Consider the following 24,619-nt stretch of genomic DNA (forward strand, 5'->3'; position numbering starts at 1 on the left):
AGTGGTTACTAGTGCTCTACGTTGCCCATCTTAAATAAACGTACCTTTGCAGCTTAATACATTACATGACATTTAAAGAATTGGGGCTCGACGAGTCCATCCTGAAAGCTTTACAGGACCAAGGATATGAGAATCCAACACCTATTCAAGCACAATCCATTCCCATCTTATTAAAAGGCAAAGACCTCCTAGGGGTTGCACAAACGGGAACGGGTAAAACGGCAGCATTTGCCATTCCGATACTACAACAATTATTAGAAGGCGAAGGGCCTAGAAAAAAACGCAAAATAAGAACACTGGTAGTTACTCCTACAAGAGAGCTTGCCATACAGATTGATGAAAATTTCACCGCTTACGCGAAATATACCAACATCAAAAACACGGTCATATTTGGTGGTGTGAACCAGACGAAGCAAGTATATGCGTTGCACCAGGGCGTTGACGTACTCGTGGCAACTCCAGGAAGACTACTTGATTTGATCAACCAGAAATATATTTCCTTAGCAGATATCGAGTATTTCGTCCTTGATGAGGCTGATCAGATGCTGGACATGGGTTTCATCCACGATATCAAAAAGTTGTTGAAACTATTGCCTAAGCAACGTCAGTCGCTATTCTTTAGTGCAACCATGCCTAGAGCGATCGTCGATCTTTCTAAGCAAATTTTAGGAGACTTTGAGCGCGTTACTATTGAACCTAAGCAAACCACTGCTGAAAAAGTAGAACAACGCATCTACCACGTCAATAAAAAGCACAAAACCGATTTGCTAGTTCATTTGCTGGAAGGCGATATGAACGATGCTACCTTAGTTTTTTCCAGAACAAAACATGGAGCTAACAAGATCGTCAAAGACCTAGAGAAGGCGGGTATCAAAAGTGCTGCTATTCATGGTAATAAGTCACAAACGGCTCGTCAACGTGCCTTAGGTGATTTTAAAGATGGAAAATTACAAGCGCTTGTGGCCACGGATATTGCAGCCAGAGGTATTGATATCGATGAGTTATCTTACGTGATCAATTACGATTTGCCTAACGTCCCAGAATCTTATGTTCACCGCATAGGTCGTACGGGTAGAGCTGGAGCAAGCGGTCTTGCAGCAAGTTTTTGTATGCTGGAAGAACGACCATTCCTAAAGGATATTGAGAAATTGATCCAGACAAAGATTCCAGTAGTGGACGATCACCCATTTGAATTTAAAATGGAAGATGCTGCAGAACCTAGTTTGAAAAAACAAGGTGGTAATCGCGGCGGTAATCGCTCTAAGCGACCTTCTAACAACTCAAGATCTAGTTCAGGAGGCAATCGCAATAAGAGCAGAAATAAAAACAGAAGTTCTAGCAACTAATTTTTTATAAATTTATTTCCAAAAATGGCGGCATCAAGCCGCCATTTTTTTGTGATCTATTTTCGTTTTGTCAAGGATCAATAATTTAATATTGAGTTCGCTTTCGCGGAAGCGACACAAGCATTTACATTCAGCAGTTATACAGATCGCTGGAATTGTCTATTTACTGATAGTTCCAAATGTATTAATCCAACCTCATCAAACCCTAATTGCCTATAGTAATCGCATAAGGCAGGATTTGACGCATCGCAATCCAATCGCAGGAATTGTTTATGGTTAGTCACCGCAAGCTCATGTATTTTTCGAATTATTTGAGCACCTATACCTTGCCCTTTATAATCTGGATGTACAACAAGAGAATGAATATAGTAAGCACTGTCGCTACGTTCTCCCCAGTATTTCAAATCAAGCTCCATAAGGCGGTACATCGCAATGATTTTAGAATCAAGCTCTAAGAAAAAGTATTCCTTGTTTTCAAATCCTTGTTTGAGCCACTCCAGCCGCTCCTGAGGTGGATCCAGCCAGTAACTCCACTGTGATAATTGCTTGAACTGAAGTCGCAAAGCGGCAATTTTCAAAAGCTCTAATGCCGCTGATATTTGATCTGGCTTTGCATTGAGGTACTTATATGAGTCTGTTTCTTTCAATGGGTTTGAATTAAGAGTGGCGTTTATAGACAGATAATTTCAGGAGTGTAAGCTTGACCTGGTAAAACTAGTAATCCTTTTAATCAACTATCTTTGCTCGCTTAATTTTTAGTCAAAAAATTAGTTTCATGAAGCTTTTCAGCAATTTCACAAGCAATCCTAAAAACGATATTTTAGCAGGGATTACAGTATCTCTAGCAATGATTCCAGAGGTGGTTGCTTTTGCTTTTGTAGCAGGTATTGATCCATTAGTAGCTCTTTCGGGTGCATTTATCATTGGTTTAATCACAGCTCTTTTTGGTGGTCGTCCAGGATTAATCTCTGGTGCTGCAGGTGCGGTGGCGGTAATTTTTGTTGATCTAATCATTAAAGGGCACGAGAAAGGGATGTTGATGGAAAATCCTATTGAAAATATGGGGTTGTACTATCTGTTCGCTGCTGTCATTCTAATGGGAGTAATTCAAATCTTAGCCGGAGTTTTTAAAATAGGAAAATTTGTGAGATTGATTCCGCATCCAGTGATGATGGGATTTGTAAATGGTCTCGCTATCGTCATTTTTCTGGCTCAGGTGGAGATGTTTTCTCATAAAAACCTAGTCATAGGAGCAGGTGGAGTAAAAAAATACGTGAGTACTTACATGCAAGGTACAGAGCTCTGGATCATGATGGGGCTTGTAGCTTTGACCATGGGAATCATTTGGGTGTTGCCTAAACTCACTAAAAAGATTCCAGCAGCCCTAACTGCAATTCTCATCACCACTGCTGTGGTTGTTTTGACCGGTATGGATGTGAGCACCGTAGGTTCTTACATCATTGAAGGCGGCGGTACTGGACTCAAAGGCGAAGTCCCTACACCAAATCTCGAATTGTGGGAAAACCTACCTATAGGATATGATACATTCAAATTTATACTACCCTATGCATTTCTAGCTGCAGCAGTAGGTCTGATTGAGTCACTGATGACGATGAACCTGGTCGATGAATTGACGGAGACTCGCGGTAGTGGTAACCGAGAGTGTGTAGCCCAAGGTGCGGGTAATATAGTTAGTGGGCTCTTCGGTGGGACAGGAGGTTGCGGAATGATAGGTCAGACGGTGATTAATATCAATGCTGGTGGGCGAGGGCGCTTATCTGGAGTTATGATGGCGGTTACTTTACTGGTCTTTATACTCTTTACTGACAAATTGATAGAACAAGTACCTATTGCAGCATTGATAGGGGTCATGTTTATGATGGTCATTGAAACTTTTGCCTGGTCCAGTTTTAGGATATTAAGAAAAATCCCATTGTCTGACGCGTTTGTTCTCATAATAGTTTCTATCGTGACTGTTGTATTTGACTTAGCTATTGCGGTTTTCGTCGGCGTTATTATCTCAGCTTTGGTGTTTGCCTGGGAAAGCGCAAAACGCATCAGGGCTCGCAAGAGTATGAAGGATGATGGAACTAAAGTTTATGAGATTTGGGGACCTTTATTCTTTGGGTCGGTCACCGATTTTAATAAGAAATTTGACCCTAAAAATGATCCCGATAAAGTGGAAATCGACTTTATAGAAGCTCGTGTTCAGGATCATTCTGGTATCGAGGCATTGCGAGGGGTAGCCAACAAATACCTGGATTTAGGAAAAGATATTAAATTAACGCACTTGAGCCCAGAATGTAAGGAGCTTTTGATGCGCAGGAACCCAGAATTTGAAACCATTATTGAGACCAGCATTGAAGACCCTCGTTATCATATAGCGACAGATTTACTGGATGCTGAAGTCTAGTAGGGGACTCTTTTCAAGTTCGCTTTCGCGAAAGCGAACTCCACAACCTAATCCGTTTCATATACCAGTTTCATGGTGATGGAAGCGGTTTTTTCTTTAGAGCTGGTATTATAAGTACCGCCCCAGCTGTAATCCTCTGAACTATTTTGACCGGTAATTTGGAACACGCCCATATCTGCAGATTGTAAATCACCTAAGGTGCCACCAGAGTTTTTTGCGATTTGCTCTGCCCGGATACGTGCATCCTCAGTAGCCTTAGAAATCATTTCTATTTTAAGATCAGAGAGTTTAGTATAGTAATAGCGTGGTGCTCGCGAGTACAGCTGTACACCTTGATTGAGCAATTCCGTAACCTCTCTGGAAATGCGCTCAATTTTTTCTACATTATTAGACTGCACATTGATGGTTTGCGAGAGTTCATAGCCAACGAAGTTTGATCCTTGGTAATTACCGTTACTTCCATAAATTGGAGCCGTTTTTTCCGCCGTATTTACAGCGCTGAAAACTAACATGGAATCACTCAAGCCTTTAGTTTTTAAATAACTTTCAATAGTTTTCTTATTTCTCGCGAGCTCAGCATACGCATCACTGAGTATAGGACTGCTGGCAGTAAACCTTCCTTCCCAAACGATCAAATCAGATACAAAATCTTGACTGCCTAATCCAGTCACGTCAATAGTGCCCTGTTTGTGATTGCGATTCATAAACGCATTGCCTAAAAATGCAGCAGCGATTACTATAGCAAGTCCAAAAATGATGGCAGGAATGGAGTTTTTCATGATCTAGGAATTTGTTCTTAAAAATAGCATATTCTAAAGAAATTGATAGCTGGATAACGATAGGACATTCTAGAATATGCCCTATACCCAATTCCTGTTACTATATCAATCCCTAACAAATTCAGAAAATCTTCATGCAATAGAAGCTTTTTCAATATCTAATTACCGTTTGTTTCTCAAATTTTAAGGATCCGCGTGACTATGTTGGTGAGCTTTATGGTAGGATCTTCGTTGATATTGGGTGCGCTGCTGGAAAATCCTCGTTATAGAAAGCCTTAAAATCAGGTAAATATTTCTGGAAAGTTCGCTTTCGCGAAAGCGGAATATTTCACTATTTCTTCACCTTCAAAATCCCTATTTTTGAGGAAAACTCTCTATCCATGGATCTAGACTTCAATAAAAACGAAGATCACAACAAGATGTTACTGTCTGCAATGAAACAAAAGCTGGCAGAAGTACATAAAGGTGGCGGCGAGAAGCGCATTGCCAAACACCATTCTAAAGGAAAAATGACCGCTCACGAGCGTATAAATTACCTGCTAGATGATGCTGAAAAAGCTATTGAAATAGCAGCATTTGCAGGAGATGGAATGTATGAAGAGCATGGCGGCTGTCCTAGCGGTGGTGTTGTAGTTAAAATAGGTCACGTACAAGGCAGGCAAGTGATTGTCGTGGCAAATGATGCTACTGTAAAAGCTGGAGCTTGGTTTCCTATTACGGGTAAAAAGAACTTGAGAGCGCAAGAGATTGCGATGGAAAATAGGTTGCCTATTATTTACCTTGTGGATAGTGCTGGGGTTTATTTGCCTATGCAGGACGAGATCTTCCCAGATAAAGAACACTTTGGGCGCATTTTTAGAAATAACGCCGTGATGAGCAGCATGGGAATCACCCAGATTGCTGCGGTGATGGGAAGTTGTGTGGCCGGTGGAGCCTATTTACCTATCATGAGTGATGAGGCGTTGATCGTAGACAAAACAGGAAGTATTTTCCTTGCAGGAAGCTATCTAGTTAAGGCTGCCATAGGAGAGAGTATCGATAACGAGACATTGGGTGGTGCTACTACCCACTGCGAAATAAGCGGTGTGACGGACTACAAAGCCAAAGATGATAAAGATGCCCTAGATAAGATCAAGCGATTGCTGGATAAGATAGGAGATTATGATAAGGCTGGATTTAGCAAGGTAAAAGCAGTAAAGCCTGGTAAAGATCCTGAAGAGCTATTTGGTGTATTGCCTCGCGAGCGTAATGCGCAATACGATATGATGGAGATTATCGAGCGCATGATTGATGCTGATACTTTTGAAGAATACAAGGCGGGTTATGGACAGACGATAATTACCGGTTATGCCCGTATCGATGGCTGGGCTGTTGGAATAGTAGCCAACCAAAGAAAAATTGTAAAAACTAAGAAAGGCGAGATGCAATTTGGTGGTGTAATCTACAGCGATAGTGCAGACAAGGCCACTAGATTTATTGCCAATTGTAATCAGAAAAAAGTACCACTCGTATTTTTACAAGATGTGACCGGTTTTATGGTAGGCTCTAAATCAGAGCACGGCGGTATAATTAAAGATGGCGCCAAAATGGTGAGCGCGGTATCAAATAGCGTTGTACCTAAATTCACCGTAGTAATTGGAAACAGCTACGGTGCAGGAAATTATGCGATGTGTGGAAAGGCTTACGATCCACGATTGATTTTTGCATGGCCAAGTGCTGAGCTTGCCGTGATGTCAGGAAACAGTGCTGCCAAAGTATTGATGCAAATCGAAAAGGCTTCTCTAGAGAAATCAGGCAACAAACTGACTGAAGAAGAAGAAAAAGAGCTCTTTGCAAAAACAAAGAATCGCTATGATGAGCAGGTGTCACCGTACTATGCTGCATCTAGAATTTGGACAGATGGAATCATCGATCCGCGGGATACAAGAAAATGGATCTCCATGGGAATCGAAGCCGCAAATCATGCTCCTATTACTAAAGACTTTAATCTGGGGGTGATACAGACATAATGTTTTTCACTTCCTTTGAATTATACTAAATCCCGCACACAGCGGGATTTTCTCGTAATGGAGCAAAGAGAAGTTTGGCTAAGTATCAAAACTGGAGTTTTCAAACAGGAACCTGAGTACTATTCTTTACTTCTTTGATAGTAAAAGAACTTTGTGTGCTGCCTATATGCTCAATGCTGGTAAGTTTTTCGGTCATAAATTCTCTAAAATGTTCCATGTCTCGTACGTAAACTTTTAATAAGTAATCATATTCACCACTCACATGAAAGCATTCAACAACCTCATCAAGTTTTGAAACTTGTGCTTCAAATAATTTTATGTGTTTTTGAGAGTGTTGTGCTAATTTAATATGGCAAAACACCTGAAATCCTAAACCGACTTTCTTCTTATCAATCAGTGCCACGTAATTCTTAATAACGCCATTACGTTCTAATTTTTTGATACGCTCAAATACGGCGGTCACTGATAAATTTAGGTTTAACGAGAGCTTTTTATTGGTTTGCTTTGCATCATTTTGCAATAGGTGGATCAGTTTGATGTCTGTAGGATCTAGTTGAAACATGAATAATTATCTGTTATGTTGATAATAAGGTATTCTTTATTAGATAAAAATAGTTTTAAAACATCTTATTGCTGAATATTATTCTATAATTATACATATATGTTGAATATAGGTCTATTAAAATTTAGTTTTAACGAAAAATAGACTTCGTGGATTACAAGAATTTCAAGCCGGCAAATAACATTCAAGATCTTCAATATTTCGGCGAATTCGGTGGTGTGAATCCGTCAATTTCTGATTCTTCGACCTATACTTTTTTGTCAGCTAAAACTATGTTTGACACCTTTGAAGGAAATGCAGATGGCTGTTATCTCTATTCTCGTCATTCCACACCCTCAAACCTCTATTTAGGGGAGGCGCTTGCTGCTATGGAAGGTACTGAAACCGCTAATGTCGCTGCAAGTGGTATGGGGGCGATTACCCCAACTATATTACACTATTGTCATGCAGGTGATCATGTCGTTTCCAGCCGTACTATTTATGGAGGTACTTATGCATTTCTTAAGAACTTCACACCTAGATTAGGGATTCAAACCTCTTTCGTAGATATAACAAAACTTGATCTGGTTGAAGCCGCTATACGGCCAGAAACTAAAATTATATTCTGTGAGTGCGTTAGCAATCCACTACTTGAAATTGCCGACATCCGAAAATTGGCAGCGCTTGCAAAGAAATACAACATTCAGTTATTGGTGGATAATACATTTTCACCTTTGTCCATATCTCCAGCCGCATTAGGTGCAGATGTTATCATGCACAGTCTAACAAAGTTTATTAATGGAAGCAGTGATACTATGGGAGGTGTTGTTTGCGGCACTCAAGAGCTCATAGACAGATTGCGTAATGTAAATGATGGCGCCAGCATGTTGTTGGGAGCTTCCATGGATAGCTTGCGCGCTGCCTCCATTCTTAAAAACTTAAGAACCTTGCACATACGTATGCAACAGCATAGTAAAAATGCTATGTTTCTTGCCCAAAAGTTTGAGGCAGACGGGTTTAGAACAGTTTACCCTGGGCTCAAATCGCATCCCGGCCACGAACTCATGACTTCCCAAATGAATAAGCAGTACGGCTACGGCGGGATGCTTACCATCGACGTAGGAAGTCTGGATCGTGCAAATGCTTTGATGGAATTGATGCAAGAAAGAAATCTAGGATATTTGGCGGTTAGTTTAGGGTTCTATAAAACCTTATTTTCTGCGCCAGGTACATCAACCTCCAGTGAAATTCCAGAGGACGAGCAAAAGGAAATGGGACTTACTGATGGATTGATCCGTTTTTCCATAGGTCTAGATGCAGACATTGAACGCACCTATGAGCTCATGAAGCAATGTATGCAAGAAACGTTGAATTAGAATTCACAACAAGTAGAATTAATTCAACTAGACAAAGAAGGTGAAATAATTAATTATAATCGTAGAAGCGTGGCCATCTCCACCTGCATTTGCATGGCTTTGGCTCTCGCAGCCTCAGCAAAATCTTCTTGCTGTGACGCATAGATAATACCTCGAGAGGAGTTGACTAGTAATCCCACTTGATCGTTTGCTCCATATTTATAAACTTCCTCAAGACTACCGCCTTGTGCGCCTACACCAGGAACGAGGAGGAATGAATCAGGTACTATTTTTCTAATGTCCTGCAAGTATTCCGCTTTAGTGGCGCCTACTACGTACATCAAACGCTCGCTGTTCTTGTACTGCGAGGTGGTTTTCAGTACTTGCTGGTAAAGCGGTAATCGATCAATTGTTTTCGTTTGAAAATCAAAGGCACCAGCGTTTGAAGTTAAAGCTAGCAAGATGGCAAACTTGTCCTCAAACTCTAAAAATGGCTCCACGCTATCTTTTCCCATGTAGGGTGCAATAGTAACGCTGTCAAAGTTGAGGTCTTCAAAAAAGGCTTTGGCGTAACGGGTGGAAGTATTTCCTATATCGCCGCGTTTGGCATCAGCTATCGTAAAGTGGTCTGGGTAATTTTTATTGAGATATTGGATTGTTTTCTCCAGCGATTGCCAGCCTTTCACTCCGTATGCTTCAAAAAACGCGGTATTTGGCTTGTATGCAACACATAAATCGTGTGTGGTGTCGATAATCGCTTTCGCGAAAGCGAACATAGGATCTTCCTCCTGCAACAAATGTGGAGGGATCTTTTCCAGATCTATATCAAGACCTACGCATAGGAATGATTTTTTGAGTTTTATTTGTTGACTAAGTTCTTTCTGCGTCATCTATTAAGAGGTAATTATTTTTTTCAATAAATGATTTACTTAATTTCAATTTCACCAATGATTTGCTCACCATAGTAAATTTTAAACTCCGTGAGTTCCTTAGGCAACGCAAAATAGATATCAATCTTACATGCTCTGAGATCCTCTGGATGAAGATAAGGCGAAATGATTTTGGGTTTCTTCTTAGTACCAAAATTTATATTGGGAGATATATCTTCATAACCCACTATGCTGTAGTCCTGGAAGGTATCCTTTATCTCAGGCTCGTAACAAACAAACTCTTGGATACTGCTATCAATTGATTGATTTTCTATCAATTTATCAAACGGCAGAAAGATCCATCCAGCCGCGTAATTGTAACGAACATCCAGCGGCCTTACCCTAACTTTATACGCATCTGAGACTAGATAGAATTTATTTGGGTCAAAGTTTTCTTTTTTACCCGATAAGGATTTCATTTTGAACCTTACCTGAACTCGTTTGGCTTCTTTTGCCGTTTTTATGGAATAGATCCAAGTTGCGCCTGAAGCTTTTTTAGCTTTTATAAACTTAAATTTAAAATTATCTGACTCTACATAATTTTGACCTTTTGCTTGAAGGCTAAAAACACACAGCAGGACCAATATTAACTTCTTACTCATTGCTATTATTGTTGGCAATCTTAAATCAACTTATGATTACAAAAGGCTAAATCCCATCGTCATTCATCTGCATCTTCTCCGTATTGTGAACCAGTTGTAATTCATCTAGAATCTTCTGGATATCACCGTTAATGATATTGTCTAGATCATACAGTGTCAAATTGATTCTATGGTCGGTTACACGTCCTTGCGAGTAGTTATAGGTGCGTATTTTGGCACTACGGTCACCACTGCTCACCATGCTTTTACGCTTGGCACTGTCGGCCTCCATTTTCTTTGCCAGTTCAATCTCATACAAGCGAGAGCGTAATACTTTTAACGCTTTTTCAAGATTCTTGTGTGATGATTTCTCATCCTGACAACTCACGATCATTCCTGTAGGCTCGTGGTGTAGTTTAATAGCAGAATACGTTGTGTTAACAGATTGCCCTCCAGGACCAGTAGATGTGGTACGCTCAATACGTACTTCACTCATGTCTAGTTGTACGTCAAATTCTTCTGCTTCAGGAAGCACCATAACGGTAGCGGCACTTGTGTGTACACGACCTTGAGTTTCAGTTTGTGGAACGCGCTGTACGCGGTGTACTCCAGCTTCAAACTTTAAGATGCCGTAAACGTCATCGCCGTTCACTTCAAAAATGATCTCTTTGTATCCGCCACTGGTACCGTGACTGGTATCCACCACGTTAGTGCTCCAGCCTTTAGAGGAACAATACTTCTCATACATACGGTATAAATCACCTGCAAAAATACTGGCTTCATCGCCACCAGTCCCTGCACGTATTTCCATGACCGCATTTTTAGCATCTTCAGGATCCTTAGGGATCATCATCATGCGTATTTCCTCTTCCAGTTTTGGAATGGCTTCCTTGGCTTCATCCAGCTGCATTTGTGCCATCTCGACCATGTCTGGATCGCTACCATCAGCAAGGATTTCTTGGGCTTCTTCAAGATTAGCGGTAAGTTCCACATATTCCTCACGCTTATCCATCAAGTCTTTGAGGTCCTTATATTCCTTAGTTAAAGCGACGTACCTCTTTTGATCAGAGATAATATCTGGCTGAATGATCAAATCATTCACCTCGTCAAACCTATTTTTTACAATGTTTAATTTATCTAGCATCTTCTATTTCAATCCTGCGAAAATACGGAAATTGCACCTAAGATGAAACGCTCCAAACATATAGGTTTAGGCGGTGGTTGCCACTGGTGTACTGAGGCTGTGTTCCAGCAATTGGAAGGGGTTCTTGAGGTCAAGCAAGGCTACATTGCCAGTAAAATTCCGGCTGATAGCTGGAGCGAAGGCATTCTTTTAGAGTATAACCCTTCGGTGATTTCACTCGAATTCTTGATTGATGTGCATTTGGAAACTCATGCCTCAACTGTGTTCCATCATCGCAGAGAGGAATATCGTAGCGCTATATATTTTTATAATCAAGACCAATGCAGTGAAGTAGAAGTGATAATGAGTTCGCTTTCGCGAAAGCGAAATAAATCCTACATCACACAACTACTGCCATTTGTGAAATTTAAGGAATCTCGAGAATCCATCAGGGATTATTACCGCACAAGGCCAGAGGCCCCTTTTTGTAAGAGGTACATCGAGCCGAAGTTGGCATTGGTTCAGCAAATGAATTCCAAGTCGAAACGAGGTCTATGAAATGTTGTGGGTATCAATACTCAAACTTCCCAAATTCACTTTCGATCGTCAACTTCTTGTGTTCGCTAGTTTCAACACGACCTACGATTTGGGCGTCCACATTAAATGATTGGGAAATCTCAATGATTTCTTGAGCAATAGACTCATTTACATACAGCTCCATGCGGTGTCCCATGTTGAATACTTGGTGCATTTCTTTCCAGTCGGTACCCGATTCTTCTTGGATCATTTTGAATAGAGGCGGCAGGTCAAATAGATTATCCTTGATGATATGAAGTTCCTTTATAAAATGCAAAATCTTAGTTTGGGCACCACCACTGCAGTGTACCATTCCATGAAGGTCTTTTTTATCGACTGTATCTAAAATTTTCTTAATGATGGGAGCATAGGTGCGGGTAGGAGAAAGCACCAGTTTTCCTGCATCTAACGGACTTCCATCCACCGCATCCTTCAAATCTTTTGATCCAGAATACACCAGGTTTACTGGGACATGGGAGTCATAACTTTCAGGAAATTGAGTCGCCAAAGTTTTATTGAAAACATCGTGTCGCGCACTGGTCAAACCATTGCTGCCCATCCCGCCGTTGTATTCTGTTTCATAGGTGGCTTGTCCAGAGCTGGAAAGTCCAACGATAACGTCACCTGCTGTAATGTTTGCATTGTCAATGACATCCTTGCGTTTCATGCGAGCAGTAACGGTAGAATCTACGATGATGGTACGAACTAGATCGCCCACATCTGCCGTTTCACCGCCTGTAGAAATAATCTCCACACCATGAGATTTCAGATCTGCAATCAGTTCTTCCGTTCCAGTGATGATGGCACTAATGACTTCGCCAGGGATTAGGTTTTTGTTGCGGCCTATGGTGCTAGAAAGTAAAATATTGTCAGTTGCTCCTACACATAATAGATCGTCAATATTCATGATGAGTGCATCTTGAGCAATTCCCTTCCAAACAGATAAATCTCCTGTTTGTTTCCAATACATATAAGCGAGACTGGACTTTGTTCCAGCACCATCAGCATGCATGACCAAACAATGATCGTCTGATCCGGTCAGGTGATCTGGTACGATTTTACAAAAGGCTTGTGGAAAAAGGCCTTTGTCGACATTTTTAATGGCATTATGTACATCTTCCTTGCCAGCGCTAACACCGCGCTGCGCGTATCTATTGGAAATATCTTTTCTCATATTACAAAAATACTATTTCCTAATTAGTATAGATAGGGCTATGCCAGAAAGTGTTTCTGGAATGTTGAGAATTAATCTTTGCGCCTAGAGGATCCTTGACTGGCAAGAATACTATCCACTACTTTAAGTCTTTCTGGGCTGTATTGAAATGCCAACTTCATCAATTCACTTGCCTCTAATCCTTTAAGTGATTCTTCTAATTTTAATTTCTTAAGTCTAGACTTTAATTGCCGAATCAATCTACGATTCGCCGCACTTTCTTTCGGGTTTTCTCTTAAGTTAGTTACAAAATTATAGGGGTGTTTAATATGCTGCTTTGCTGCGATTGCTTCGACTTCAGTCGCTGGTAATAACACTGACCAACTGGCACGATCCCAAGTGTAACTTAATCTTAATATGGCAATTCTGGCAGCGTTCCCGTCCTTCAATTCATTATTTAGCACGACACTCAAGCTATCTTTATAGTCCAGTACTTCATTAGGCTTAAAATTCATTCCCGCCTTCCAGGTTTCAAATTGATCACTGCTTGTTAGAATTTTATGATCCTCATCTAACTCTCTATAGTTGTATTCTAACCAGTCTATTTTTAAAAGGCTATCTAAGGCTTTTTGACGCGCTGGCTCTTTAGGATTTTGAGCGGATGCCATTGACGTTATTAAAGCAATTAAGAAAAGTAAATTCTTCATAATCTTTTATTCTGGCATTCTAGCTAAGTTTACCCGTTCCGTGTTCGTAGAAAGGGTTCCCAAGAAGGCGATAACTGCATTTATTTCTTCCCGACTTAATCCTAGTGGTTTGAGCAGCGGCGATGGCTGCGGTATGAGCGAATCGCGTCCTATTCCAATATATTTAGACTGAATAGGAGCAGGGTTCCCTAAATTATATAAGTCTAAAACATCCACTAAATTAGGGAAATGTCCATGATGCATCCAGGGTCCTGTTCTTGTTGTTTCTCGCAAACTAGGCGTTCTAAATTTTCCTAAATCAAGCAAATCGTTGGTAACGTAATACCTTCCTAAGTCTTCATCTTTAGTACCGAAAAGGTGTTGACCATCATTATGGTATTGATTATCACTGAAATAAGGAGTGTTATGACAATTGATACATTGTGCCTTTGTTCTAAATAAGTGTAAGCCTTGAAGTTCTTGATCTGAAAACTGGCTATCATCACCACTAATAAACTTATCAAATTTGCTTTTAGGACTTTTTACCGTTCGCTCAAAAGTGGCAATCGCATCTAGAATACGATCTAGCGTTACCTCTTCATCCCCAAAGGCGTCCTTGAACATAGGTTTATATCCTTCCACTGCGGCGATATTCTCCACTGCAATGTCAAGATTTGAGTTCATCTCTAGTTTATCCGGTATAGGAAAGCGGGCTTGATCTTCTAAACTTTCTGCACGCCCATCCCAGAATAATTCATCAGCATAAGCACTATTTAAAATAGTCATTGCATTGCGTCGTCCTCTCTGGCGCATATGTCCAAAGGATCTAGTCAAATTATCCGTCCAGGCGAGCTCTGGATTGTGGCAGGAAGCACAAGCGATATGTCCAGTTTCTGAAAGTCTGCCATCAAAAAAGAGCATTTTTCCCAGTTCCTTTTTAGATTTTGAATATGGGTTGGTTACTGGAAATTTTACTTTTGGCAAGAGCCCTAAATCTTCAAAACTTTCGCGATCTACAAGGCTGTCCAATTGTGGCTCTGGCCATAAGTTGGAATTTGGTTGACCGTAGAGAGCTCTCAATTTGTCAATCTCGCTATATCCTTCGGCTTGCTCTGTATTCTTGCAACTGGTAAAAGCCATTGCCATGATGGCAATCAAAAAAAAGGTACTAACTATTTTTATGTGTTGTAAGTCTGTCAAATTTATAGTTGTTGGGTGAAATTACGCTTTCGCGAAAGCGAACTCATTCATAATATTGATTTACAGGTCGATGGGTGTTTTGCAGTCAATACTTAGAGGGACTGGATCATTAAAATTGCTAAAGTTATATATGCGATAGAAATCTGTACGGGTGCCACCAAAAAGGCGCGTGTTGGTAGCATTGAACTCCAGAATAATCTCAAATAATCCTGGGCTGATTTCCCTATAAGTTCCATTACCACTTATTTTAATTTGTTCGCTAATTGAACCGTTGCTTACTGTTGTGCCAATAGTTATTGTCTGATTTATTACAATAACCTGTCCAGAAACAGATGAGGTACCGTCATTATCAGGAAAAAATTCGAGCGCCGGTACAATATTTAATCCTGGTGAGGTATCTGCATTAGAACCTTCATTGGTGAACCATCTGCGCAGGTTGAATGGGTTGGTTGTTCGATTTTCAAGCAAGGTTTCAAAACTCACCCGGAACCTATGGTAGTAGATATCATCTGCAGGATCTGCAGTGCCATTGTCACTTCCTAACACCGCATTAGGATTATTTGCATCCACAATCACGGGCTGTGTAAATGTGTTAAAATCTGACCATTGACAGTTGCCGTCGTCATTTGCATCAAACCAGTGAGCACCGTAAACCCTATAGAATTGATCAGCCGTATCATAAAAACTAGCGGCAGGATTTAAGCTCTGGTCACGATCCACTAAGGCGTCTCTAACAATTTCAAGACTTGTATTTCCAACAAACTCTGAATTTTCCAATCTGTTTAACTGTAGTTCAGTCCGGTATTCTTGAGCGTCAATCGCAAAATCTTCTAATGTTCTAAAAACGTAACTTATGGTAGATTCATCTGGATTGGGCAATCTTTCTATTTCAAAATCAAAATTAGATTGAGTGGCGGTGAATGGCTCAAAATTAGCAAGATCTTGTTCGGGATAGCCATTAGGGAAATTAAGATCGATGACGACCTCTTCGCCAATATTTCCTGTCACGTCGATCCTGGTTTGATCTCCTTTAAGACCATAAATCAAGTCTACTTCTTCAAGATTAATCAATATGAAATTATTGGGAATCTGTGTGTTGGGTGTGCCTATTCGAACTTCAGGATTACTGGATTCAATCAGTTCAATGGTAAGTGAGGGATCATCACTAGCATCCCACTTTTCATTAAATCGTACAAATAAGGTATCTACTAATTGACTGCCCTGAAAGGACAGCTGTGCTGGTGTGATTTCAAAATTGGTTATATTATTTGCTGTGGCACTATAATCTACAGTCACCATTTCTTCTAAAGGAGTGCTAGTAAGTGCTACGGGAATTTTTAAGGTTTGAAACCTATCCTTGTTATAAATAGCAACTGATGGGCTTCTTAGATCAATAGTGGGAGCCTCGATGGGTTTGTTATTAGCATCTAGCTGGAGGAAGAATCTCACAAACTTTCCTTGACTTTCATCAAACGAACGTCCATTGTCATCATCATTGTCGCAGGCAGACAATACGATCAGCAACAAGAAACTCAGCAAAAACTGTATTTTAGTAGCCTTCATTTTGTTGGATGTTTTCGTTATTGTCAATACTTTCCTGTGGGATGGGTAATATGAAAAATGGCGATGGATAATTAAGATTGCAGATGCTAGATAAGCAACCTTCATCGCGAACTATATCTTTTTTATATCGAATGATGTCATAAAGCAGATGGGATTCAAAGGCTAATTCTCTGCGACGTTCTAAGAATATTTCTTCTAGTAAATTAGCATTGCTGTCAACATTTTCCAGTCCTGCACGATTTCTTATCGCATTTAAACGTTGTAATGCGAGATCAGTTCCTGGCGTTGCTCTGGTTAAAGCCTCTGCCTGAATAAGGTACATTTCGCTTAAACGAATGTAGGTAGTTTGATTATTGGCTTGGTATTTCTTAGTAAATACATAAGGCCTGTTTTCAAGTCCTGTAGGTGTGCTTGTCGGTAGACTTTTTTGTTCATACAAGCTAGCTCGTATATCTTGCGCTTCTATCAATTCTAAAAGGTCGCCGCTGGCAGTATATCTATTATAAGTCGTGTTATTGGTAAAAAGATAGTACGCAGCAATACTAGAAGATACATTTAAGTCTGATGTCAATGGTGCGGCAAACGATAGGATGAATTCATCAAGATCTTCATCTGTAAGCCATTGATTAACATAGGCGTCCTGTGAAGTTAGGTTCAAGCCAGAACTCTCTATAACGGTATTTGCTTGTGAAGCAGCAGTTGTCCAATCATTGTTTTGCAAGGCAATACGTGCATAAATAGCTCTAGCAGATATTTCATTAAAGTAGAATATCTCAGAACCGTTAGATGCAAATGAATTGCCAGTGAACAGGTCAATCGCTGTTTCTAAATCCTGTTGCAACAACTCATAGACCTTGGCTGCGGTTTCTCTACTTGGGAAATCGATTCCTGTTTGTAAGGTGGAGTTATTGTAAACTATTCCTGGATGTGAACCATCACCAGTAAAGTTGATGTTTTGCGCAAATACGAGGCTGAGCTGGTAATGAGCCAGTGCTCTTGCAGTCAATAACTCTGCTAGTAATTGATCCTTTTGAAGGCTGGACAAAAAATCAAGTCCATCTACTCGTTCCAGCGCTAGATTTACACTATTGATAATGTCATAGCCTGTATCATAAAAAGTTTCAAATTCAGATGATTCAGGAGTATTCTGGAAGGAATAGGTCAAATTAATATTTGATGGTACTTCCAGCACCTTATTAATGATTCTAGGAGCAAAAGTTATATTACCACCCATAATACCTGGATAGACGTGTATAAAACTTGAAGTTTGAGCTTCTATCTGAAAATATACGCCAGAAAGGATTTGCTGCACACCTTCCAAACTTGAAAACTGCTCGTCAAAAGAAACCTGCTCATCTGGCTCGACATCGAGAAAATCACTACAGGATAGAGTGATGAGAAATAAGCTAGAGATATAAAAAAACTTTTTCATCAAAATGTAGTATTAAGTCCTAAGGAAAAGGTGCGCTGCTGTGGATACACATTAGTCAATTCTGCAATGCCATTGCGACCTTCAATTCTTTTGTCAGTATACCAATAATATAAATTTGACCCATTGAAATTGAAGGAGAGTGAGTTTACAGGTAGGTTCCACTTTTCCACTGGGGCATCGTAGGACACGGTGACTGATTTTAATTGAAAATTACTCCCATCATAGATATACCTGGAAGAGTTCACAAGCGTATTGGTATTGGTAGGAGCAGGGTTAGCAGCTAGATCACCAGGTGCTCTCCAAGCATCATAAAATACATTGACATTTAGATTACGATTGGTCAGTACATTGTACCCATCTACAAGATTGCGATCCAGACGAATATCGCCGCCATAAGTAAAGGAAGTAATAATGCCCAGTTGGAATGATTTGTAGCTTAGATTGTTTCGCATTCCTCCATAAAAATTGGGTTGTGAGTCCCCAATTTTTTTGGTGTCCGTGATATTAAAATTGGCTCTTACTTCTGCTGTATCGTAAATATTTCCATTTATTAAAAACAACTCTCTTCCTGTTGCAGGGTCGATACCTATACTCTCGTATCCCAAGAACGCACTTGTGCTGGTGCCTACTTGTTGGGCGCGAGCTATTTCTGCATTAGAGAAAGTTGATCCAGACCCACTCAAGGAAAGCACCTTATTATTTAATGAAGCGGCATTAAGACTGGTCGACCAATTAAAATCAGTTTTAGCAAACCAGTCGACATTTAGGGAAAGCTCTAAGCCACGGTTGCGCATGGAGGCACCATTGATCTGAATGTTATTGTATCCAGATTCTGGTAATGCTGGACGTGAGGTAATCTGATCTTCAATTAGGTCGTTAAAGAATTCTAGAGTAGCCTTGAACGACTGATTAAAGTTCCAGTCAACACCTATATTGAACTTGTTATTTTTTTCCCAACCTAGTTCAGGATTGGGAGCTGTATCACTGGGCGTAGCTCTAAAAAACCCTCGATTGTAGCCTTGATCATCGATATCATACAGCCCTAGCGCTGCATAACTACCTATTCTTGAATTACCCGTGGTTCCATAACTCATACGCAACCTTAGAAAATCTGTAAATGATGAGGATTTTAAAAACTTTTCCTTAGAAAGCACCCAGCTTATTCCCGCTCCACCATTGTATGCTGTGTTGTTATCCTCTCCAAAAGCTGAGCTTTGATCTATCCTGAAGTTGATCAGTAAAAAATATTTCTTATCAAAGTCATAGTTGAATTGAGAAAACAATGAGCGTCCATAACGTTCTGAAGTATCTGATTCTCGATCAATTTCTGCTGCTAGTTCAATTGGCTGCGGTCTTTCAAAGTTTACGAAATCAGCAGCGCGGATATAACTAAATTCTACTTTCTCACCCCTGGTTTCCAATCCTGTTATAGCGGAAAATCCATGTTTCTCACTAAATATGTTTTCATAAGACAATGTCGTACTCCAGTTCCAGGATCGATTGTCACGTTCCCTGAGAATACGGCGACCAAATTCCCCATTGTTTGAGATACCACTACCATTAAGTCCAGAGAAGAACTTGTCTTCATCCTTGTTAGAATAGTCCGTTCCATAAAGCATGGTAATATTAAACTGGTCGCTAAATTTGTAATTTAGGTTCAAGCTTCCCAGTAGCGCAAAGGTTTTAGCTTCAGAAACATTTTGCTGCGCCACGGCAATTGGATTTCCTATGTTCGGGAACTGGGTAAACTCCCCATTTTCATTCCTTATGGGAATTGTTGGATCAACGGCAAAACTGTAAAGAGTATTTGGATTGTTTTTTGTAATCCACGACGGCGATAATTTGAGAGCAGCATTAAATTTGTCAGACACATAGTTGGTTGTAAAACTCGTGTTCCACTGCTGAAAGCTGTTATAGGCCTGGGCTTCCTGTCGGTCTTGGTATGTTACGCTTCCGCGAAAGCGTAATTCACGACTTCCTCCGGTTGCAGCTATGGAATATCTAGAAAAGGTTCCTGTCTCATTTAATTGTTCAAACCAGTCCGTATTCACTCCATTATAAGGCTTTACAGCACCAAGGTCACCATTATTGATATTGTAGAGGTTGCTAAGCTCATTAAACTGCTCACCGTTCATATACTGTATCTGGTTGAAGGCGTTAGTGAATCCACCTTGGATCGATGCATTGAGTTTGATCTTGCCTCTGGCTCCAGACTTGGTAGTAATAAGTATAACACCATTAGCAGCATCTGCTCCATACAAACCTACTGCTGCCGCATCCTTGAGTATTTCGATAGATTCGATATCCCTGATACCAACCCTCGCCAGCGGATTCAAAAAATTTTCTGAAAACCGACCAGTGCCAGCATCAAAAAAGTCATTGCCTTCTATACCTATTTCCTCTGTCAGGATAATTCCGTCCACGATAATTAGTGGTTGAGTGCTCGTGCCCACAACATTAGCATTCAAAGGTGTTAGTGATCCTTGACCACGAATATCAATAGATACGGGTTCACCTAGATTGGGATTGCTCGTAATTAGGACTCCAGCGACTTGACCTTCAAGAAGTTCGTCAATGCTCGTTGCTGGCTGTTCTGTGGCGAGATCGCTAGGTTTTACAGTCGAGATACTTCCTACTACTTCTTCCCGTCTTTTCTTAGTTCCATAGGATGAGGTGATGACAACGGCATCTAATGATTCAATATCTTGCTCTAGTACGATGTTAAAAGTTGATTTAGTACCTACAGTTACTTCTTTAGTTAAATACCCAATGGAGGAAAAAATTAGAACTGTATTGTTAATCTCGTTCGTTCGAATGACATAATTGAATTTTCCGTCAAAATCAGTGGTGGTTCCTTGATTTGCACCCTTTACCTGAATAGTTACTCCAAACAAAGGTGCTCCAGTGGCATCAGTCACACTTCCACTAATAGGACGCGTGGACTGCGCCCACAAGGCGAAAGATCCAAAAAAGAAAGCAACGAAAAATAATCGCATAAGGGCTTTTTGATTATAAGAAAGCTGCACGGAATTGTTACCCCTGCAGCTTTTATCGTTTTAAAATACCAACTGGTTTACTCTACGATCAACTTCATTTTAGTAGCAATACCGGTTTGCTGAAGCTCTACAAAATAGATTCCAGTGGTTAAATTATGGGTCAATTGATTGTTTTGCAATTTCCCCTCAAGTACAGATCTACCTCCTAAGTCATAAATTGAAAAAGCGGCATCAGCGGCAAGATCTCCCGAGAAGCTAACAACGCCATTGGATGGGTTAGGATACATTCTCAACACTTGTTTGTTTACTGGTTTTATGGATGCTGTTGCTGGATTGAAAACAAATAACTCTTTGCCATCACTGCCGTTATCACCTTCCATATAAATCAAACCGTCCAACAAGACTAAATCGTCTATATCGATAATTGTGTTATCTATTTGACGAGTGGTAATGCCGTCTGTTCTGAATAGATTTCCACTAGTATCATCGCTGTCCTCACCACGGTAGTACACCACGTTTCCAACGGTCACGTAATCAGAAGGATCATGATTAGCATTAGTTCCTGAATTTGTGCTTATTTGAGTGATCACACCAGATGCCGTATCTAGTATCCATAATTGGTCACCTGCACCATTATCTCCTTCAAATAGTAAATCGTTGTTAAAGTTATAGATATTATTAACTCCATTCATACCTAAGGTCGCGGCAGCTGGAACTTCAATAGTGTTATTTTCGGTGCCGTCTGACTGCCATAGATCACCTTGAGCTTCAAAATAAAGAAGATTATTTGCCACTGTGAATCCTGAAATCCCAGAGTTTGCATTCCCTGATGCAATATCTTTAATTAATGTAAAGGTGTCGGTTGCTGGATTGTAAGAATACAGTTCACGACCGAAAGCAGGTTCGTCCACTGTTGTCTCCATGTATAGATAAAGTAGGCCATTGTATGCTGCAATTTCTGAAACTGTTGTTATCTCACCGTTGCCAGAGGAATTAGGAGCAATTTGAGCTGGGTTTGTCCCATCCCATTCTGTCAACTGGTTGTTGCCATCTGCTTGATTAGTTGTCAAATAGACCACATCATTAAAAACAATAGCGTTGTTAGGGACGTCTCCAGCTACAGATGGAAAAAGATCTACTTTGACCGTTCCAGCTTCTGTAAGGTCTGTCTTCCACAATTCAGAATCACCATCGTTTGCAGTGAAGTACAGTTCATTATTAAATTGAAAAACATTGAAAGGACTAGAACTGCCTGTGCCAGGATTGATGTCTTTAAGCAAACTGGTTCCTGTAGCAGTACCATCGCTGATCCATGGTTCGCGACTTACATCAACGCCACCTGAGTTGGTTCCAGAAGTATCGTCTGCAGAGAAAAACAAGCTGCCATTGAATACCGTAATGTTTGTAGGAGCAGAATTTCCTGAACCTGGATTTATGTCTATGATTTGGGTAGGAGCTTGAGCTCCTGCAGCGACAATACTCGCTATGGAAAATAGTAAAGTGTAAAGTGTTTTCATAATAGGGATTTTGATTTACAAATTTAAAAACTATTTAGATTTGTTCTAAATAAACTTGTTATTTTTTAATAAAGATAATTTAACAATCTGATATATAGAAGTTAAACTTATTTAAAGGTCGCAAACGATTTCGCGTCATCGCAAAAAAAATCCTCAACAAGTGAGGATTTTTAGTTCATAATGACTGAATTACTTTGTGAAAAGCAACTCGCGGTATTTAGTTATTGGCCACAATTCGTCGTCTACTAAAATTTCTAATTTATCACAGTGGTATCTGATATCTTCAAAGAATGGCTTGACTTCATCACAGTACAGATGAGCGGTTTCAACAGCATCTTTTGCGTTGTTGGCTTTTTTACGAGCCTCCGTCATGTCGGTAATTCCTTTATTGATATTTGCCATGTGATCAGAAATTTCTTCGATAATCAACATTTGTTCATGTGCAACTTTCTTAAAGTCCTTACCGTAGATTTCTTTAAGTCCGCGTACGTTTTCAATCAATGTGTTTTGATACTTGATTGCAGTGGGTATCACGTGATTGCGAGCAATATCTCCTAGCAAACGTCCTTCAATCTGTATACGCATAGCGTAATCCTCTATCTCAATCTCATAACGTGCTTCAGACTCCACACGGCTCATGATATTTAAATCTTCAAATAGGGCAATACTTTTCTTGGAAATTTTAGCCTTAAGCGCTGTTGGAGTCGTTTTGTTGTTACTCAGGCCACGTTTTTTAGCTTCTTTCTCCCACGCTTCTCCATAACCATCACCTTCAAATCTAATCTTCTTAGATTTTTTAATGTAGTCTCTTAGGACATTAAATATTGCTTCATCTTTCTTAAGCTTTTTGCCTTTGATCAATGCATCTACTTCTTCTTTAAATTCCATCAACTGCTTAGCAACGATGGCATTTAAAACGGTCATCGGGTTTGCACAGTTTGCAGTGGAACCTACAGCACGCAATTCAAATTTATTACCAGTAAAGGCAAATGGTGAGGTACGGTTACGGTCTGTGTTGTCCAGAATAACTTCCGGAATTTTTCCAACTACATTTAATTTAAGATCGGTCTTTTCCTCTGGGCTTAGTTTGCCGTCGGTAACTTTTTCTAGTTCGTCAAGAACTTTAGTCAATTGGGAGCCGATGAATACAGAGATAATCGCAGGTGGTGCTTCATTTGCACCTAGACGGTGATCGTTAGATGCACTTGCGATGGTGGCTCTCAATAATTCTTCATGATCGTGAACCGCCTTTATCGTATTAATAAAGAAAGTCAGGAATTGAAGGTTCTTCATAGGTGTGCTACCTGGACTTAATAGATTAACACCTGTGTTTGTAGATAAGGACCAGTTATTATGTTTTCCACTTCCATTAATACCTGCAAATGGCTTCTCGTGGAACAATACTTTAAAGTGGTGTCTAGATGCAACCTTGCGCATCACGTCCATCAACAAACTATTGTGGTCTACTGCTAGATTAGCTTCTTCAAAAATAGGAGCCAATTCAAACTGATTCGGCGCTACCTCGTTATGTCTTGTTTTTACTGGAATACCTAAAAGCATGCATTCGGTCTCCATATCTCGCATAAAATTCAATACCCTTGATGGAATTGCACCAAAGTAATGGTCGTCGAGCTGTTGTCCTTTCGCGGAAGCGTGACCCAGTAACGTACGTCCAGAAAGGTCTAAATCAGGTCTGGAGGAAGCCAAGGCACTATCGATCAAGAAATATTCTTGTTCCCATCCTAATGTTGCGATGGTTTTATTAACGTTTTTATCAAAATATTTACAGACAGCGGTAGCTGCTTGATCTATCGATTGTAGCGATCTCAATAAAGGCGTTTTATAATCTAATGCCTCACCTGTATAAGCTACAAATACCGTAGGAATACACAATGTTGTTCCCATGATAAATGCTGGAGATGTTGGATCCCAAGCAGTATACCCACGTGCTTCAAAGGTATTTCTAATCCCACCGTTAGGGAAGGAGGAGGCATCTGGTTCTTGTTGTACTAGTTGTCCTCCACCAAATTTTTCCATCACCTCACCATCGGGTTCCAATTCAAAAAATGCATCATGCTTCTCTGCAGTAGAACCAGTTAAAGGTTGGAACCAGTGTGTGTAGTGTGTTGCTCCATTTTGAATGGACCATTCCTTCATTCCTGTAGAGATGTGATCTGCAATTTCACGGTCGATTTTAGCACCATTCTCCATGGCTGCCATCACGCTTTTATAAGCTTGCTTTGTCAAATGTTGACGCATTGCAGCTTTATTGAATACGTGCTTACCAAATATTTCACTTCGTCTCGCAGGTTCTTTGACGACAACGGGTTGACGATTAAGTGTTTCTTTAATTGCTTGAAATCTAAGTGTGGACATGGGTATATTTTAAATTGATGCTGCAAAAATATTAAAATAATGGT

The 24,619-nt window shown here is 40.2% G+C and carries 19 protein-coding genes; 5 read left to right on the forward strand and 14 right to left on the reverse strand.

Annotated elements, in window-relative coordinates; translation table 11 throughout:
• Positions 1–65: 65 nt before the first annotated feature.
• Complete coding sequence (locus tag NMS_RS08630) at positions 66–1,346, forward strand: DEAD/DEAH box helicase (protein WP_041496338.1); 1,281 nt, start codon at positions 66–68, stop codon at positions 1,344–1,346.
• A 137-nt stretch (positions 1,347–1,483) separates the two neighbouring features.
• Here the strand turns inward: NMS_RS08630 and NMS_RS08635 are convergent, their stop codons facing one another.
• Positions 1,484–1,993 (reverse strand): GNAT family N-acetyltransferase, encoded by a 510-nt coding sequence (locus tag NMS_RS08635; protein ID WP_041496339.1) that lies wholly within the window; start codon positions 1,991–1,993, stop codon positions 1,484–1,486.
• 128 nt (positions 1,994–2,121) lie between these two features.
• On the opposite strand from NMS_RS08635, the gene NMS_RS08640 reads away from it, so the two are divergent.
• Positions 2,122–3,759: a SulP family inorganic anion transporter gene (locus NMS_RS08640; RefSeq protein WP_041496340.1), complete on the forward strand. Its 1,638-nt coding sequence runs from the start codon at positions 2,122–2,124 to the stop codon at positions 3,757–3,759.
• Between the two features lie 47 nt (positions 3,760–3,806).
• On the opposite strand, the gene NMS_RS08645 is transcribed toward NMS_RS08640, so the two are convergent.
• Positions 3,807–4,538, reverse strand: a complete 732-nt coding sequence (locus tag NMS_RS08645; RefSeq protein WP_041496341.1) for an SIMPL domain-containing protein — start codon at positions 4,536–4,538, stop codon at positions 3,807–3,809.
• A 380-nt stretch (positions 4,539–4,918) separates the two neighbouring features.
• Here NMS_RS08645 and NMS_RS08650 point away from each other — a divergent pair, with 380 nt between their 5' ends.
• The gene (locus NMS_RS08650) at positions 4,919–6,547 is read left to right on the forward strand and encodes an acyl-CoA carboxylase subunit beta (RefSeq protein ID WP_041496342.1); all 1,629 of its coding nucleotides are present in this window, start codon (positions 4,919–4,921) and stop codon (positions 6,545–6,547) included.
• 100 nt (positions 6,548–6,647) lie between these two features.
• Here NMS_RS08650 and NMS_RS08655 read toward each other — a convergent pair whose 3' ends face one another.
• Complete coding sequence (locus NMS_RS08655; protein WP_041496343.1) at positions 6,648–7,109, reverse strand: Lrp/AsnC family transcriptional regulator; 462 nt, start codon at positions 7,107–7,109, stop codon at positions 6,648–6,650.
• 149 nt (positions 7,110–7,258) lie between these two features.
• Between NMS_RS08655 and NMS_RS08660 the strand changes: the two genes are divergently transcribed.
• Positions 7,259–8,464, forward strand: coding sequence for an aminotransferase class I/II-fold pyridoxal phosphate-dependent enzyme (locus NMS_RS08660; protein WP_041496344.1), 1,206 nt, complete (start codon positions 7,259–7,261; stop codon positions 8,462–8,464).
• 53 nt (positions 8,465–8,517) lie between these two features.
• Here NMS_RS08660 and pyrF read toward each other — a convergent pair whose 3' ends face one another.
• The 3 genes from pyrF to prfA are packed head-to-tail and all read right to left on the reverse strand — an operon-like array spanning position 8,518 to position 11,097.
• Positions 8,518–9,333, reverse strand: a complete 816-nt coding sequence (pyrF, locus tag NMS_RS08665) for an orotidine-5'-phosphate decarboxylase (RefSeq protein ID WP_041496345.1) — start codon at positions 9,331–9,333, stop codon at positions 8,518–8,520.
• Positions 9,334–9,368: 35 nt separating this feature from the next.
• Complete coding sequence (locus NMS_RS08670) at positions 9,369–9,974, reverse strand: hypothetical protein (RefSeq protein ID WP_041496346.1); 606 nt, start codon at positions 9,972–9,974, stop codon at positions 9,369–9,371.
• Between the two features lie 46 nt (positions 9,975–10,020).
• Positions 10,021–11,097 (reverse strand): peptide chain release factor 1, encoded by a 1,077-nt coding sequence (gene prfA, locus NMS_RS08675; protein ID WP_041496347.1) that lies wholly within the window; start codon positions 11,095–11,097, stop codon positions 10,021–10,023.
• A 42-nt stretch (positions 11,098–11,139) separates the two neighbouring features.
• Between prfA and NMS_RS08680 the strand changes: the two genes are divergently transcribed.
• A complete protein-coding gene (locus tag NMS_RS08680; protein WP_041496348.1) occupies positions 11,140–11,634 on the forward strand; it encodes a peptide-methionine (S)-S-oxide reductase in 495 nt (164 codons plus the stop codon).
• Positions 11,635–11,647: 13 nt separating this feature from the next.
• Here NMS_RS08680 and NMS_RS08685 read toward each other — a convergent pair whose 3' ends face one another.
• The 8 genes from NMS_RS08685 to NMS_RS08720 all read right to left on the reverse strand — a co-directional run bounded on the left by NMS_RS08685 (position 11,648) and on the right by NMS_RS08720 (position 24,575).
• A complete protein-coding gene (locus NMS_RS08685) occupies positions 11,648–12,826 on the reverse strand; it encodes an AIR synthase related protein (RefSeq protein WP_041496349.1) in 1,179 nt (392 codons plus the stop codon).
• A gap of 71 nt (positions 12,827–12,897) precedes the next feature.
• A complete protein-coding gene (locus NMS_RS08690) occupies positions 12,898–13,512 on the reverse strand; it encodes a hypothetical protein (RefSeq protein ID WP_148311363.1) in 615 nt (204 codons plus the stop codon).
• 6 nt (positions 13,513–13,518) lie between these two features.
• Complete coding sequence (locus NMS_RS08695; protein ID WP_231862375.1) at positions 13,519–14,691, reverse strand: cytochrome-c peroxidase; 1,173 nt, start codon at positions 14,689–14,691, stop codon at positions 13,519–13,521.
• Between the two features lie 60 nt (positions 14,692–14,751).
• Positions 14,752–16,254 carry a trigger factor gene (locus NMS_RS08700; protein WP_041496351.1) on the reverse strand — a complete coding sequence of 501 codons (1,503 nt, stop codon included), beginning with the start codon at positions 16,252–16,254 and terminating at the stop codon, positions 14,752–14,754.
• Positions 16,241–17,686, reverse strand: a complete 1,446-nt coding sequence (locus NMS_RS08705) for a RagB/SusD family nutrient uptake outer membrane protein (protein ID WP_041496352.1) — start codon at positions 17,684–17,686, stop codon at positions 16,241–16,243. The genes NMS_RS08700 and NMS_RS08705 overlap by 14 nt, the downstream gene beginning before the upstream one ends.
• A complete protein-coding gene (locus tag NMS_RS08710; protein ID WP_041497610.1) occupies positions 17,686–20,682 on the reverse strand; it encodes a SusC/RagA family TonB-linked outer membrane protein in 2,997 nt (998 codons plus the stop codon). The genes NMS_RS08705 and NMS_RS08710 overlap by 1 nt, the downstream gene beginning before the upstream one ends.
• A gap of 77 nt (positions 20,683–20,759) precedes the next feature.
• On the reverse strand, positions 20,760–22,199 hold the full coding sequence (locus tag NMS_RS08715; RefSeq protein ID WP_041496353.1) for a T9SS type A sorting domain-containing protein: 1,440 nt from the start codon (positions 22,197–22,199) through the stop codon (positions 20,760–20,762).
• A gap of 189 nt (positions 22,200–22,388) precedes the next feature.
• Entirely contained in the window at positions 22,389–24,575 is a 2,187-nt protein-coding gene (locus NMS_RS08720) for a glutamine synthetase III family protein (RefSeq protein WP_041496354.1), read from the reverse strand.
• Positions 24,576–24,619: the final 44 nt, after the last annotated feature.

The sequence above is a fragment of the Nonlabens marinus S1-08 genome (assembly GCF_000831385.1).
In the GTDB taxonomy this organism is placed as follows: domain Bacteria; phylum Bacteroidota; class Bacteroidia; order Flavobacteriales; family Flavobacteriaceae; genus Nonlabens; species Nonlabens marinus.

What these genes read in the sequence shown, in the direction of transcription:
- NMS_RS08690 (WP_148311363.1), bottom strand. Translation starts at nt 13,512, where the DNA reads ATGAAGAATTTACTTTTCTTAATTGCTTTAATAACGTCAATGGCATCC.
- NMS_RS08720 (WP_041496354.1), bottom strand. Translation starts at nt 24,575, where the DNA reads ATGTCCACACTTAGATTTCAAGCAATTAAAGAAACACTTAATCGTCAA.
- NMS_RS08680 (WP_041496348.1), top strand. Translation starts at nt 11,140, where the DNA reads ATGAAACGCTCCAAACATATAGGTTTAGGCGGTGGTTGCCACTGGTGT.
- NMS_RS08670 (WP_041496346.1), bottom strand. Translation starts at nt 9,974, where the DNA reads ATGAGTAAGAAGTTAATATTGGTCCTGCTGTGTGTTTTTAGCCTTCAA.
- NMS_RS08715 (WP_041496353.1), bottom strand. Translation starts at nt 22,199, where the DNA reads ATGAAAACACTTTACACTTTACTATTTTCCATAGCGAGTATTGTCGCT.
- NMS_RS08705 (WP_041496352.1), bottom strand. Translation starts at nt 17,686, where the DNA reads ATGAAAAAGTTTTTTTATATCTCTAGCTTATTTCTCATCACTCTATCC.
- NMS_RS08650 (WP_041496342.1), top strand. Translation starts at nt 4,919, where the DNA reads ATGGATCTAGACTTCAATAAAAACGAAGATCACAACAAGATGTTACTG.
- prfA (WP_041496347.1), bottom strand. Translation starts at nt 11,097, where the DNA reads ATGCTAGATAAATTAAACATTGTAAAAAATAGGTTTGACGAGGTGAAT.
- NMS_RS08645 (WP_041496341.1), bottom strand. Translation starts at nt 4,538, where the DNA reads ATGAAAAACTCCATTCCTGCCATCATTTTTGGACTTGCTATAGTAATC.
- pyrF (WP_041496345.1), bottom strand. Translation starts at nt 9,333, where the DNA reads ATGACGCAGAAAGAACTTAGTCAACAAATAAAACTCAAAAAATCATTC.
- NMS_RS08710 (WP_041497610.1), bottom strand. Translation starts at nt 20,682, where the DNA reads ATGCGATTATTTTTCGTTGCTTTCTTTTTTGGATCTTTCGCCTTGTGG.
- NMS_RS08700 (WP_041496351.1), bottom strand. Translation starts at nt 16,254, where the DNA reads ATGAAGGCTACTAAAATACAGTTTTTGCTGAGTTTCTTGTTGCTGATC.
- NMS_RS08685 (WP_041496349.1), bottom strand. Translation starts at nt 12,826, where the DNA reads ATGAGAAAAGATATTTCCAATAGATACGCGCAGCGCGGTGTTAGCGCT.
- NMS_RS08640 (WP_041496340.1), top strand. Translation starts at nt 2,122, where the DNA reads ATGAAGCTTTTCAGCAATTTCACAAGCAATCCTAAAAACGATATTTTA.
- NMS_RS08655 (WP_041496343.1), bottom strand. Translation starts at nt 7,109, where the DNA reads ATGTTTCAACTAGATCCTACAGACATCAAACTGATCCACCTATTGCAA.
- NMS_RS08630 (WP_041496338.1), top strand. Translation starts at nt 66, where the DNA reads ATGACATTTAAAGAATTGGGGCTCGACGAGTCCATCCTGAAAGCTTTA.